Source organism: Streptomyces sp. STAM6, from assembly GCF_054963715.1.
Window position 1 is genome coordinate 25,378 of record NZ_JBUEFZ010000025.1, and the last position, 14,031, is coordinate 39,408.

General features: G+C 70.6%; 9 protein-coding genes and 2 pseudogenes. 3 read left to right on the plus strand and 8 right to left on the minus strand.

Annotation, left to right across the window (positions count from 1 at the left end; translation table 11 throughout):
- The first annotated feature begins 321 nt into the window (after positions 1-321).
- Complete coding sequence (locus ACY34K_RS24905; protein WP_462750840.1) at positions 322-906, plus strand: methyltransferase; 585 nt, start codon at positions 322-324, stop codon at positions 904-906.
- A 419-nt stretch (positions 907-1,325) separates the two neighbouring features.
- Here the strand turns inward: ACY34K_RS24905 and ACY34K_RS24910 are convergent, their stop codons facing one another.
- Positions 1,326-1,778 carry a hypothetical protein gene (locus tag ACY34K_RS24910; protein WP_462750842.1) on the minus strand — a complete coding sequence of 151 codons (453 nt, stop codon included), beginning with the start codon at positions 1,776-1,778 and terminating at the stop codon, positions 1,326-1,328.
- 66 nt (positions 1,779-1,844) lie between these two features.
- Here ACY34K_RS24910 and ACY34K_RS24915 point away from each other — a divergent pair.
- A pseudogene (locus tag ACY34K_RS24915) lies at positions 1,845-2,448 on the plus strand (transposase).
- 47 nt (positions 2,449-2,495) lie between these two features.
- Here the strand turns inward: ACY34K_RS24915 and ACY34K_RS24920 are convergent.
- Positions 2,496-3,044: an RICIN domain-containing protein gene (locus ACY34K_RS24920; protein WP_462750844.1), complete on the minus strand. Its 549-nt coding sequence runs from the start codon at positions 3,042-3,044 to the stop codon at positions 2,496-2,498.
- A 1,734-nt stretch (positions 3,045-4,778) separates the two neighbouring features.
- Between ACY34K_RS24920 and ACY34K_RS24925 the strand changes: the two genes are divergently transcribed.
- On the plus strand, positions 4,779-5,675 hold the full coding sequence (locus tag ACY34K_RS24925; protein ID WP_462750846.1) for an NAD-dependent protein deacetylase: 897 nt from the start codon (positions 4,779-4,781) through the stop codon (positions 5,673-5,675).
- Positions 5,676-5,866: 191 nt separating this feature from the next.
- Here ACY34K_RS24925 and ACY34K_RS24930 read toward each other — a convergent pair whose 3' ends face one another.
- The 6 genes and pseudogenes from ACY34K_RS24930 to ppdK all read right to left on the minus strand — a co-directional run bounded on the left by ACY34K_RS24930 (position 5,867) and on the right by ppdK (position 14,008).
- Complete coding sequence (locus tag ACY34K_RS24930) at positions 5,867-6,277, minus strand: hypothetical protein (RefSeq protein WP_462750848.1); 411 nt, start codon at positions 6,275-6,277, stop codon at positions 5,867-5,869.
- Between the two features lie 461 nt (positions 6,278-6,738).
- Positions 6,739-9,078, minus strand: a complete 2,340-nt coding sequence (locus ACY34K_RS24935; RefSeq protein WP_462750850.1) for an ABC transporter permease — start codon at positions 9,076-9,078, stop codon at positions 6,739-6,741.
- A complete protein-coding gene (locus ACY34K_RS24940) occupies positions 9,075-9,761 on the minus strand; it encodes an ABC transporter ATP-binding protein (protein WP_462750852.1) in 687 nt (228 codons plus the stop codon). The genes ACY34K_RS24935 and ACY34K_RS24940 overlap by 4 nt, the downstream gene beginning before the upstream one ends.
- Positions 9,762-9,775: 14 nt before the next feature.
- Positions 9,776-10,138: pseudogene (locus tag ACY34K_RS24945) on the minus strand (PadR family transcriptional regulator); the annotation flags it as partial.
- A 337-nt stretch (positions 10,139-10,475) separates the two neighbouring features.
- Positions 10,476-11,171, minus strand: coding sequence for a helix-turn-helix domain-containing protein (locus ACY34K_RS24950; RefSeq protein ID WP_462750854.1), 696 nt, complete (start codon positions 11,169-11,171; stop codon positions 10,476-10,478).
- A 128-nt stretch (positions 11,172-11,299) separates the two neighbouring features.
- Positions 11,300-14,008 (minus strand): pyruvate, phosphate dikinase, encoded by a 2,709-nt coding sequence (ppdK, locus tag ACY34K_RS24955; RefSeq protein ID WP_462750856.1) that lies wholly within the window; start codon positions 14,006-14,008, stop codon positions 11,300-11,302.
- Between the last annotated feature and the right edge of the window lie 23 nt (positions 14,009-14,031).

Genomic DNA, 14,031 nt, shown 5'->3' on the forward strand with positions numbered 1-14,031 from the left:
CACGGGGCCCCTCCCCCTACGAGCGGCCTCGCGGCCTGAGGCGTCCTCGTCCCGGGGCAGTGGATGCGGCGAGGCGGTCGGACGAGGGGACTGGTTGCCGTGTATCGCCCGGCTCCGCCGAGGCCCGTGATGTGATCGTCCGCTCGGCGGCACCCCCGTGCATGACGGACCGCGGTGACCCCGCTTCGCCACCACGCTGGTCGCCTGGACCGCGCCATGCAAAATGAACCCTGTGCTGAGAGCGCGCTGGAAAGCGATCTGTGGGGGACCTTCGCCCGCGCACTCCCCTGGGACTGTACCGCCTGGCCGCGAAGGAACGACATGACCACCGAGACCACGGCCACCGCCACCTACTGGGAGCCCCTCTGGGCCGAAGGACGCCGCTACCGGCAGCTCGACGGCACCGAGACCCGGCTGCTGCGCCAGCACGTCGGTCCGGGCCGGGCCCGCCCGGCCCTCGACATCGGATGCGGCGACGGCAACCTGGTCCGGCATCTTCATCATGAGCTCGGGTACCGGACGACCGGCGTGGACTGTTCTCGCAGCGCTGTGTCGCTTGCCGCCGCCGACGACGACGCCACCGGGCCCGGGCCGGTGTGGCGGTGCCCGGACATCACCGCCTGCGATCCCGGTGACCTGCCGGAACAGGCGTACGGGGTCATCACCTGCCGTCTGGTCTATCGGTGGATGGACGACAAGGCGGACTTCGTCAACCGCGCCCGACGACTCCTCGCTCCCGGCGGGATCTTCTGGGTGGTCACCGAGATCGCCGGCCGCCGCGCGCACAGCGGCCCCCCGAAGAACCTCGGCATCACGCGCACGGAGGCCGAGACGCTCACCGCGGGATGGTCCGTAGTCCGCACAGCCGACCTCGACGTCCTCCGCTGCTACGCGCTGCGCCCCTGAACTCGCCCCCGCCGCCAGACCTCCGGTGGACGCCTCCCCCACCACGTGCCGGCACGCCATCGCCGACGACCCTGCTACCCCAGGAATGCGGCCCCGGTGTTTTCGACGTCATCGCCCGTCTCCATCGGCGCGCCCGGCGATCTTCTCCACCGGCACGTCCCGTCCCCGGGCTGTCGGCCGGCCCGTGCCCGCCCCGGCGAACGGCCTCCCGCGGGCGGGCGTTTGGTCTTCCATCGCGCTCACTCGGCGGCCCGAGCCTCCGATGCCCGGCGCCACCCGCGGACCACGCCTGGACAGGTGGCTTTCCCCGGTGCAGGCTTCGGACTCCTGCGGCCGGGGTTGCCCGCGATTGTCGGGGGATCTACGCGGGTGTGCACGCCGCGGTGAAGGGCAGGGCACCAGGGAGCCATGGCCGGCGGTCACTGGCACTCTCCGAGGGCCTGGTCGGCGGTCGCGAAACGGTGCTCCGTCGGCGTGAGCTCGTAGAGGGAGGAGAAGTACTCCGTTCGCGCCGTTCCGGTGAGCACCGCCAGCAGGAAGGGGAGGCACCCCATGTCGTGGTGCTCCCACAGGGGGCCGCGCCCCTCGTTGTAGAGGACGGTCCACTGGTCGGGGTGCAGGCCGGGTCGCACCAGCCAGTACAGGAAAGCTCCCGTCCCCTCCTCGAAGGCCCACGGCAGGACGCGCGTCCCTGCCTCCCTCAGTGCGGGGGGCTTGTCCTCGCCCATCTCCCACAGGCGCGCCAGGATCTCGTCGCGTTCCTTCGTCTGCGCGTGCAGGTTGCAGTACTCGTGGGCGGAGTCGGGCACGAGGAGCCAGATCGTCTCGTCGAAGATGCCGTCGCCGTCGTCAGGTCGAGGTGAGGACCGCAACGCACAAGGCTCCCGTGCCGTTGGGGGAGGTGTTCGAAGTCTCAACCCATCGGCACAGCAGCCCTGTTGGTTCCCTATCCTGCCGCACTCGACCTTCGGCATGCCCTCGTCGAGTGGGTCACGATGCTCATCGTCACCCGTGAGGGTGGCCGCAGGTGCAAACTCCCACCGCACCAGCGGGCGCTCATCGCTCTGGCGTACCTGCGCCGCCACGACACCCTCGCCCGGATCGCGTCCGGCTTCGGGATATCCGTCGGCACCGTCCACGCGTACGTCACCACCGGAACGGCGTGAACATCCAGGTCCTCACCGATCCCGCTGGCGAGGTGCTGTGGATCTCTCCCACGCTGCCGGGCCGCACCCACGACCTGACCGCAGCCCGCACCCACCGCATCACCCGGATCTGCGAACGCCAGGGCGTCCCGCTCCTCGCCGACCGCGCCTACCAGGGCGCCGGACCCTGGGTCACCATCGGATGCAAACGGCCACCGGGCGGCGAGCTCACCCTCACCCAGCGCACCGTCAACCGGGCCCCGGCAGCAGCCAGGGCACCGGTCGGACGCGGCATGGCACGGCTCAAGTCCTGGCAGATCTTCCGCAGATCCCGCATCGGTCCGAACCGCATGACCGAATCGCCAAAGCTGTCGTCACCCTGGAGAGGCAACGCTGAAAACGCTCACTGACCAGCGGTCGCGGAACAGCCCTCAGAGGCAAACCTTACGGCCCAACCTGCCCCCAGGCCTGATTCTTCTGAATTGCTTCATTCGGCTGCCAACCCGGCGTCCATTGCCTGGCGATAGCGCCATTGGCTTGACTCCAGTCGGCAATCTCCAGGGCCTTGCCGCTGTTGGCGTTCACGAAGGCAATTCCATTGCTAGTCCAGGCGGGGATCCATTTCTGATTCGCCCCACCCGTACAGGCCCATTGCCGCGCAACGGCGCCGTTGGCCTGGCTCCAGTCTGCAATCTCAAGGCACTTGCCGCTGTGCTGATTTACGATCTGGACGGTTCCGTCACCAGCGCTCACCTCGTACCACATCTGGTTTGCCTGAAAGCTGCCACACGTCCACTGGCGAACAGCGGCACCATTGGCCGTACTCCAGTCAGCGACCTCAAGGCACTTACCGCTGTTCATGTTGATAATCTGCGTTGCCGCATCAGCAGATGCGGGGGAAGACGCTAGGGCCGTCGCCGTGACCGCCAAGGCCAACACGGAAACAATGCGCCGTCCAACAATGGAATTGACAGGTTTCATCTGATCCCCCACATGAGAATGGAAAGTTGGTCGAATCCAAGCCAGCACGAATCCTAACTTGATCTTGAAGTCGACGCCAACGCTTGCCCCATGCGCGCCCTCGCGAACCGGTCTCGATCTGCCAAGGGTGCGACCAGAGGGGTCTACACAGTTTTCCACCGCGCGCCGCTCCGCTCATGGGCCCAGGGCCGTGGGCGCGGCGGACGGAGTCGCGGAAGTAGACCTCGCCGAGCGCGGCAACGGTCCTACCCTGGGCATGACCCACACGCTTACCGACGAGCAGGCCGCCTGCGACCTGGCGCAGCCAGCCCTGCAGCCCAAGGCGGGAGCGGCGATACCGCTGACTCAGCACGCTGACCTGCTCAACGAACACCCCGTCGCGGCATGTCTGTCAGTCGCAGAAGAACCGTCGACCCCTCAGCCTGACCAGCAGCTTCTGTCCGGCCAGGGGCCGCTCAACCAGGCACTGCTCGGAGTGGACCCTCCGGGTGGGCACGGCACCCCGGGGATCTGGGCGGCGGACCGCACAGGCCGCTACGTCCACCGCGGGACCGGCCAATGGCATGATCGGCCGGTTCGCCGGCCGGGCCCCCTCTTCCGGGCCCCGGCCGCGTGCTGGTGAGCACGCACCATCGTGGAGTCCACCGAGACCGCCCAGGTCAGGTCCTCGTCGGCGTCGGCCTGAGCCACCAGCGCCGTGAACAACCGCTCCAGGTACCGTCGACAGCCCACATCCGCAGCCGGTTGCCGACCCCTCACCAGTTGCCGTACTTCTCCGGCAGGTGGGACCCACCGCGTTCCGGTCTGGAACTTGCAGGCGATCGCGTCGATCACGTCCCGGTGGTCCCGCCAGCGGCCACCCCGCTTCGGCGTCCGGTCCGGGAGCAACGGCTCGATCGTGAAAACGCTCACGGACCGGAGGCTAATCGAAACCCGAGGTGTCGTTGGCTCACCGCCGGAGCATGGGGAGCGACCCAATCGATGAGCCTCGCGCGCTGCGGACGTCGTTCCTCACTACGCGCTTCGTCCCGTCCCCCACCCAACGGCGGCCTGGGGTGCGTGTTCCGTGCTGGTGCTCGCGGTCATCGACAGGTTGGACTTGCAGACCTGCACGGGCGGTTGAGCCACGCGTTCCTCGTCTCCGACGAGGAGTTCGACGCGGCCTTCCGCGCGTATCCAGCGGGCCGGGATCACTCGTCACGCCGATCCCCATCTGAGGCAGCCTGGACAGAGCAACGTGATCAACCCGGGCGACGTCCTCGGGCTGGAGACGCGGCACGCCTCCGCCGCGTGTTGCGGGGCGACTCCTTTCGGTGGACCGAACCAGCTCTGCTCCTGCGGAACGCCGGTCGCAACTCTCTCTTCCGACTGCTGCCTGCCTTACGAGCTCCACCTGTCACCCGACCACGTCCGCGCCCTGCCGTCCCCCTCCCCCGGCTCCCGGAGGCCGGATCCCTCACCACACGCCGGACGGTCACGGCGGGACAAGGAGCGCACATCACCTGCTACAGAGCGTGATCATCGAACCGCGCGAACGTGACGGGAGCGCTCCGAGCCGTTCTCAGCCCCTGCCCACCCTCCGGTGCACCGATGGAATCCGCCTGTCAGGGGCGCAGACCCTCCGTGGGACGGAGGCGGAAACGGCCGCTGGGGCACCGTGACCGGCGGAGCCGCGTCGCCCGGCGTGGCGCGCCCCGGGCCTCACGACCCCGTGCCGGTGGCGTGCGACTTACGTAGGCTGGCAGCATGCGCATGCGTCCCACGCTGAGCTGGACCCAGACCGAGGGCGTGCTGTCCGGCACCACGGACCTGGAGCCGGTCGCCGATGCGCTGAGTACGGGCGGTGTGCTGGTGCTCAGCGGGGCGGGCATGTCCACGGAGTCGGGCATCCCCGACTATCGGGGAGAGGGCGGGAGCCTGAGCCGCCACACGCCGATGACCTACCAGGAATTCACCGCCAGCGCTCAGGCGCGGCGCCGCTACTGGGCGCGCGGTCACCTCGGCTGGCGCACGTTCCGACGTGCCCGGCCCAATGCCGGGCACCGGGCTGTCGCCGCGTTCGGCCGACGAGGCCTGCTGTCCGGTGTGATCACCCAGAACGTCGATGGGCTGCACCAGGCCGCCGGCAGCGAGGGCGTGGTGGAACTGCACGGAAGCCTGGAGCGGGTGGTCTGTCTTTCGTGCGACACCTTCACCTCGCGGCGTGCGCTCGCCCGGCGGCTCGAGGCGGCCAATCCGGGCTTCGAACCGGTGGCCGCCGGATTGAACCCGGACGGTGACGCCGACCTCACCGACGAACAGGCGGCGCAATTCCGTGTGCTGCCCTGCTCGATGTGCGGCGGTGTCCTCAAACCGGATGTGGTGTTCTTCGGGGAAGCGGTTCCGCCGCGGCGGGTCGAGCACTGCCGCGCCCTGGTCCATGGGGCGACCTCGCTGCTGGTCCTGGGCTCCTCGCTGACGGTGATGTCCGGGCTCAGGTTCGTCCGCCAGGCGGCTCAGGCCGGAAAGCCGGTATTGATCATCAACCGGGATCCGACCCGGGGCGACCGGCACGCGCTCACCCGGATCAACCTCCCCCTGGGCAGGGCCCTTACGACGGTGGCCGACCGGCTGGACGTCCCCGTCGACGGCCCGGCGGTCTGAGTGAGGTCGTAACAGGGTTGGGCGTCACCGCGGGGTCGCGGCCGGCCCGGCGTTCCCTCCCGGGCGCCGCGGCCCGGGACGCTCACGAGACCGCGAGCGCCGCCGCGTGGCGCATGGCGGGACTTCGGAGGTCTGCTGGTACGGGGTGCAGCAGGCGAGGCCGGTGCGCCCCGTTCGCCGGTCACGAGGTCTTACGGTGTCGCGTCGGCGGCTCGTTGGAACCGCTCGAACTCCGAGTCCCCCGGCGGGAGCAGGCCGGCCCTCACCATTGCCGTGCCGAGCTCCAGCTCGCGGTCTTCGTCGGCGCACTCCAGGCCGCACTGGATGATCTGGGCGACCATCTCGGTGGTACCGGCCAGAAAGATCGACCCGCTGTCCGACTGGTAGAACCAGGCCTCGTAGACGGGTGACCCGTCGGCCACCACGTCCCACAGCTCGCAGAAGTTCAGCACGGACTCGTCCTCGGGGTCCGAGGAGAGGCGCCGGTCGGCCGGGAGATCCTCGTCGTCGTAAGCGGCACCGCAAAGCGCCACCTGCTCGGCCTGAAGGGGCGTGAGCTGCGCCACCGCTGTGATCCGCCGCCTGTTGGTGAAATCCGCCATGCGCGAAAGCTAGCAGGGGCCACTGACGGCCGCGCCGAGCCCTGGGGCGCGGTCCCCACCTGGTGTCCTGTCCTCCCCCACCTCGCGGCCTCCGCCTGCCATGGCCTCACCCCCGGTCTCGCCGTCCGCGAGTCGCGGGAACCCGGGGTCAGCCGTGCACTGTCGGCCGGGCGGGGCGATGCTGTGCATGAGCGCTTGGTGCAGGCGTCGACGTCGGAGAATCCGGCTTGGGCGGGGGTCGGGCGGCCTCCGGTCCCAGGCGAGGCCTGTGCACTTGGGCTTCGCGCCGTCGGTGCCGCCTGCCGCTGATGGGGACAAGGGCTGCGCATCCGGCCTGATGGTGCGGGCGGCCGGAGGCGACGTGGTTCGCGGGACGGCTCATCGCCTTTACGAGGTCGCGCTCCGGGAGGCCCTGGCGGGTCCTCCCGGAGCGGGTGTGACCGACCGGGAATCCGACGGCGTCACTCCGTGCGGAGGCCCCCCGGGCGCATCAGCCGCAACAGCGGCGGCAGGCTGAGCAGTGTCACCAGCAGGACGACCCCGGCGCCGGCCCCGGCCATCGCGATCACCGACGTCCAGTCGACGACCACGCGGGTGGCCACCATCTTCAGCAGCACCGCGCCGAGGGCGACGCCCACGGCCGAGGAGAGCAGTAGTCCGACGGCGACCGGTACGGCGGTCTGCCACAGCACCGACAGGCTCAGCGTCGAGCGGGGGGTGCCGAAGGCGACCAGTGCGGAGAGCAGCTTCTTGCGCTCGCGCAGCTGCTCCAGCTGGGAGACCAGCAGACTGCCCCCGATCAGCAGCAGTACACAGGTCGCTCCGATGAACAGGCCGGTGCGGATCGACGCGAAGCGGTTGGACTGCTCGGTGGTCTGGAGCTGGATCAGGGACAGCGTCGGATCGGCCTTGCGGGACGCCGTCCTGGCCCTCTCGACGGCCTGCGGCACAGACGGATCCAGCCGGATGTAGATGTCCGCTCCCTGTTCCCGGCCGAGGCCCTTCGGCACGGCCTTCGTGGTGGCGAGGATGCCGCTGCGTTCCAGGCCGGTGGGGTCACTGCGGCTCGTGGCCACCTTCGCGGATGCCGGCAGGGTCCAGGCCACCGGCCTGTGGCCGCTGCTGCCGCCGAGGTGTACGGCATAGAGCGTCCGGCCCGGTTTCGCCACCGCCGTGGTGGAGTCGTCGTCCCAGCCGCCGCGCAGCACGAACGTGTCGCCGTCCTTGCAGGAGGGCAGGTGCGCCACCTCGCGCAGCGCGTCGCAGCTGCCCATGGTCAGATCGGCGGTCGTCGTCCGGTCCGTCGGGGAGGTGACGAGGTGGGTCTCGCTCAGCGCGATCGCCTCGGCGACCCCCTTGGTTCCGCCGATCTCTCGGGCGATGGCGTCGGCGCGGCCCGCGGCGGCGTCGCCGGGGCCTGCGGAGGCGGAGATCGCGGCGCGCGAGGGGTCGTTGCCCGTGCTCCTGGTGTACATACTCTCGACGCCCGTGAACATCATCTGCAGCGCGATCGCGCCGGCGATCGCGACGGCGATGCCGTTGACCAGCCGGGCCGCGGCGCCGCTGCTCAGCTGGAGCCGCCGCACGGCCAGTTGCCAGGACACTCCGCCACCGCGGCCGAGCCGTGCCACGACGGTCTCGACCAGCCAGGGCAGCAGCGCTGTGATCCCGACCAGCAGCATCACCACGCCCATGCTCACCCGCCAGCGGCTGAACCCCCCGTTGTCGTTGCCCATGCCGATCATCGGGTAGAGCAGTCCGAGCCCTCCCACGGGGAGCAGCAACCGCCACCACACCCGTCGCCGCGACGGCTTCGCGGTGCGGACCACGCCCAGCGGCTCGATCACGACGCTGCGCATGGCCAGCAGCGTCACGGCGACCGCGACCGCGGGTACGGCCAGTGCGACCAGGGCGGCGAGCGCCGGGGACGGGTCGAGATCGCCGGGGAAGACGGTCATCGCGTACAGCTCGATCCCGGATGCCGACTGGCGTGCCGCGGTGAAGAACCCGGCCCCGAGGACCAGCCCGGCCAGTGCCCCGGCGAGGGCCTCGCCCGCCGCGATCCTGCGCGTCATCCGTGCGTCAGCGCCGACCAGACGCAGCGCGGCGAGGCGGCGGTCGCGGCGTTCGCCACCGAAGCGGACCGCGGCGGCGATGAAGACGGCGACCGGCGTGAGCAGGGCGACGAAGACCAGCACGATCAGCAGGGCCAGGACCGGATCGAGCGTCGCCTGTTCGGCGGGGTTGCCGAAACCGGTGACCAGCTTTCCGCCGAGCTGATCGAGCGTGTCGCTGCCTTCGTAGTAGGCGAGTTCACCGGGGCCGAGCAGGCCCTCGTCGCCGATGACCGCGGTGACCTTCGCGTCCAGCCGCTCGCGCAGCAGCGTCCCCTCGTCCGACCGCATCAGCTCGTCCAGGGCCGGGGAGACAGCCATCTCACCGTCGGCGGGGAACTTCTCCAATCCCGGCGGCAGCGGCGCGTCGGGGCCCTCCGGCATCAGCAGCCTGCCGTATATGTCCCGGCCGCCGAAACGGGTGTCCGCCTCGCCCATGAGCAGTGCGTCGTGTCCCGCCTTTTCGCCCGACGGCGCCTCCTGCACGCTACGGGCGCTCCCGCGCAGATCGCGGGCACCCAGCGCACTCGGAATCGCCGTCGTGACCAGGAGCAGGGCCACGCCCAGACCGACGCCGACACCGGTGAGCAGGGTGCGCGTCCAGCCCTCGCGGCCGTCGCTGATCGCGAACTTGGCGCCCATGAGAAGAGCGTGGACCCAGCCGCGTATGCCTGTCTGCGCGTTCATCCCGCCATCTCCATGTCCCGGGATTTTCCGTCGCGTACGACGATCTCGCGGTCGGAGTGGGCGGCCACCCGGGTCTCGTGGGTGACGAGGACGACGGCGGCGTTCGTGGAGCGGGCGGCCTCGGTGAGCAGCCGCATCACCCGTTCGCCGTTGAGGGAGTCGAGGGCGCCGGTCGGTTCGTCGGCGAAGAGCACGCGCGGGCAGGTGACCAGGGAGCGGGCGACGGCGACGCGCTGGCCCTGGCCGCCGGAGACCTCGCCGGGGCGCTTGTCGGCGAGGTCGTCGACCTCCAGGCGCTGCATCCACCGCAGGGCGGCGTGCTCGGCGTCCTTGCGCTTGGTGCCGTTCAGCCGTAGCGGCAGTGCCACGTTCTCGGCGCAGGTCAGCTCGGGCACGAGCCGGCCGAACTGGAAGACGAAGCCGAAGTGGCTGCGGCGCAGCGCGCTGCGCTCCGCGTCGTTCATCGCCGACAGCTCTCGTCCGTCGTAGGTGATGGTGCCCGAGTCGGGGGTGACGATCCCGGCCAGGCAGTGCAGCAGCGTCGACTTGCCGGAGCCGGAGGGGCCCATGACGGCGACGACCTCACCGGGGTGGATGGAGAACTCGGCGCCGTCCAGCGCGGTGGTGGGCCCGTACGCCTTGCGCAGGTCTTCGGCGGCGAGCAGGGAGCCGGCGGCGGTCATGCGGTCACCGCCTGTTCCGCGCGCCGGGTGTCGAGCGGTTCGGCTGCGCCGCGGCCGGTGAGCAGCGCGAGGACGGGTTTGGTGCAGGGAGTCGACTGGAGGGACGGCCCCGGCTTCTCGGGGGTGGCGATCCACTCGGCGACATCGGTGACGCCGACATCGGCGATCGCGTACCGCTTGCGCTCGGGGCCGCCTCCCGCCTCGATCCCGTGGACCTCGACGAGGCCGTGCCTCAGCAGCCGCGACATCGGTGAACAGACGTGTCCGTAGTGCGGCGGCCGGTCGTGGCCGATCTTGTCGTCGAAGGCGCGCGTGAGGTCGTGACGGTGGCGGGGTCCGGACTCCAGGAGTCCGAGAAGGGTGTGACCGATTGACATGCCGAGGACTATACACAGCATGTATACACCGTATGTATAGAGGCCGCGCCGACATGGCGTGGCAGTCTTTCTGCGCAGGTCAAGGGCGTAGTCCCGAGCAGAGTGGGAGTGCCTTGCCTGTCCGGGGCCGTTCCCAGGGGCAGACCGGACAGGTAGGGCGGCAGCTCCGAACCGGATCCGGCGGGGAGCCCGCGCCCCCGCCAACCACGCTTGGCGGACGGTCGACGGTCGACAGCGCCCACCGCCTGCGGCCGCGGATGCCGATGCTCCTCGACTCGGCCGCTTCCCCTTGTCACATGTGGTTCATAGGCCCGCCGAACGTACGGGCGTGGCACGGTCATACTGCGTGCACGATGATGCGGCGCCCGGTCACGCGGCCGGGTGTCAGAGCGATCCAGACACCGCGGTCGCCGCCCGCCCACGGCCGGCTGTAGGCGAAGCCGTCGAGGCGGCGTTCCTCGTCCGGTTCGGTGACGGCGCGTGCCTCGCCCACGGCCAGGACGCTCCAGCCGCGGCTGAACGCTTCGTCGATGCGGTCCACTTCGAAGGCGACTTCGTGTCCGGCGGCGGCGGCCGGGGCGGAGTCGGGCCCGGTCCGGAAAGCGATCCGGCCCTCGGCGACAAGGTAGTTGACGGGCAGGACGGCCGGTCCTTCGCCGGTGGTGACGGCCACCCGGCCCACACCGTGGCTGCCGAGAAGGTCCCAGCACTCCCGCTCGGACAGGGCGACGAACTCCGGGCGGTAGGCTGCTTGTCCGATGCCGGGGGGAAGTTCCGCGAGTCCGCCGGCGAGTTCGTCCAGCGTCGTCTCCAGCGCGTCGGCGAGGCGCAGGAGAAAGCCGATGTCGGGCGTGGAGGTCCACTCCTCCACGTACTGGATGTAGCCGGGGGCCGCACCGGCGCGGGCCGCGACGTCCTCCCGGGTGAGTCCGAGCTGCGTCCGCCGTGCGGCCACCCGCCGGCCCAGGTCACTGCCCGCGTGCCCCTGCTCCGGTCCGGAGGCCGGTGAGGCGTCTTCTGATCGTTCCGGCATTCCTGCTGTTCCTCACTCGACGAGTCGGAGGCGTCGGTCGGCAGGTGCCGTGGTCCGCACGGATCCGTGGGCGGCACGCCTTGTCTCACGCTAGGCAGACGGCGGCTTGTGCGCACCACGAGCCGGTTTCATGTACCGGCGGGTGTCCCGGGAGGTGGGCCGAGCGCGGCCCGGCCCGCCTCCAGGCGCGCCACGGGAACGCGGAAGGGTGAGCAGGAGACGTAGTCGATTCCGGCGGCGTGGAAGAAGTGCACCGACTGCGGATCGCCGGCGTGCTCGCCGCACACCCCCGTCGTCAGGCCCGGACGGGTGCTCCGGCCTTCCGCCAGGGCGATCTCCACCAGCCGCCCCACCCCTTCGCGGTCGATCGTCTCGAAGGGGGACGCCCGGAAGACGCCTTTGTCGAGATAGGCGGAGAAGAAGGCCGCCTCGACGTCGTCCCGGGAGAAGCCCCATGTCGTCTGTGTGAGGTCGTTCGTGCCGAACGAGAAGAACTCGGCGTCCCGGGCGATCCGCCCTGCGGTGAGTGCGGCCCTGGGCAGCTCGATCATGGTGCCGAGCGGACAGTGCAGTGGCATGCCGGACTCAGTGGCGACGTCGTGCAGGACCTGGTCGACCTCGTGCCGTACCAGGCGCAACTCCTCCACCGTGTCCACCAGGGGCACCATGATCTCCGCCCGTGGGTCGCCGCCGGCCCGCTTGCGTGCCACGACCGCTTCGGCGACGGCACGCGCCTGCATCGCGACCAGTCCGGGCACCACCAGGGCCAGCCGGACGCCGCGCAGACCCAGCATGGGGTTCTCCTCGTGCAGGCGGTTCACTGCGGCCAGCAGGGTGATGTCGCGCGGAGGGGGAGTCCTGCCCAACGCCTCGAGCCGGGCCAGGCGTACGGAGAGCTCGGTGCGGTCGGGGAGGAACTCGTGCAGGGGCGGGTCGAGCAGCCGGATGGTGACCGGGAGCCCGTCCATGGCTTCGAGGATGCCCGTGAAATCCTCCCGCTGCAGCGGCAGCAGGTCGGCCAGGGCCGCCTCGCGCGCGCTGTCGTCCCGGGCCAGGATCATGGCCTCGACCAGGGGGCGCCGGTCTCCGAGGAACATGTGCTCGGTGCGGCACAGCCCGATGCCCTGGGCGCCGAGGCGGCGTGCGCGTGCGGCGTCCTGAGGGGTGTCGGCGTTGGCCCGCACCTCCATCCGGCGTACGTCGTCGGCCTGCCGCATCATGCGGTGGACGTGGTGGACGACCTGCGGTGCCTCGGGGCCGGGCGGTTGTCCGCCACTGTCGAAGTACGCCATGGCGGCGGAGTCGACCAGGGGCACGGCGCCCAGGTAGGCCACTCCGCCGGTCCCGTCGACGGACACGACCGTCCCCTCGGCGACCGTCGCGCCGGACGACGTGGTGAGCGTGCGCCGACGGGCGTCGACGGTCATGGCCTCGGCTCCGCACACGCAGACCTTGCCCATGCCCCGGGCCACGACGGCGGCGTGGCTGGTCTTGCCGCCCCTGCTGGTCAGCACGGCCTCGGCGGCGACCATCCCGGGCAGGTCGTCGGGAGTGGTCTCCTGCCGGACGAGGACGACCTTCTCCCCCGCGGCCGCCCTCGCGACCGCCTCGGCCGAATCGAAGGTGACGGCTCCCACGGCCGCGCCGGGCGACGCGGCGATGCCACGGGCGATCACCTGATGCGTACGGGTGGCCTCGAAGCGGGGGAACATCAGCCGGGCGAGTTCCGCACCGTCGACCCGGGTGAGTGCCTCTTCGGCGGTGATCAGCCCTTCGTCGGCCAGGTGTGCCGCGATCGCGAAAGCGGCCTCGGCGGTGCGCTTGCCGACGCGGGTCTGCAGCATCCACAGCCTGCCGCGTTCGATGGTGAACTCGATGTCGCACAGGTCGCGGTAGTGGGCCTCCAGCCGCTCCACGCAGGTGCGCAGCCGCGCGAACGATGCCGGATCAAGTCGCTCCAGGTCCTGGAGTGGCACGGTGTTGCGGGTTCCGCTGACCACGTCCTCGCCCTGGGCGTTGGGGAGGTAGTCGCCGTAGAGGCCGGGGCGGCCGGTGGCGGGGTCACGGGTGAAGGCGACGCCACTGCCGGAGTCGGGGCCGAGGTTGCCGAAGACCATGGCCTGGACGGTGACGGCGGTGCCCAGGTCGTCGGGGATGTGCTCGCGGCGGCGGTAGAGCCGGGCGCGCTCCCCGTTCCAGGACGCGAAGACGGCCAGGACCGCCCGTCGGAGCTGTTCGGCCGGGTCCTGCGGGAATTCCTCGCCCGTCGCGTCGTGGACGAGGTCTTTGTAGGTCTCGGTGAGCCGGATGAGGTCGCAGGTGTCCAGCCGGGTGTCGTCCGCGAGGTGATGTTGCCGCTTGATCGTGGCGAGGGCGTCTTCGAAGAGAGCCCCGTCCACTCCCATGACGGTGGCGGCGAACATCTGGACGAGCCGGCGGTAGGAGTCCCACGCGAACCGTTCACGGTCCGGCGACTTGCCGAGGCCGAGGACCGCGTATTCGTTCAGGCCGATGTCGAGGACGGTGTCCATCATGCCCGGCATGGAGAACCGGGCCCCGGAGCGGACGGAGAGGAGCAGCGGGTCGTCCACCTGCCCGAGCTTTCTGCCCGTCGCCCGCTCCAGGCGGGCCAGGTGCTCGCCGATCTGCCGGTCGAGTTCGGGCGGGGGACGACCGGTGCTCAGGAACACCCGGCAGGCTTCGGTGGTCACGATGAAACCGGGAGGGACCGGCAGGCCCATGCGGGTCATCTCGGCGAGGTTGGCTCCTTTGCCTCCGAGGAGGTCCGCCATGTCCCGGTCGCCCTCGGAGAAGTCGTACACGTAGCGGGATTCCATGGCGCCTCCTGTCCCTCCGGAGC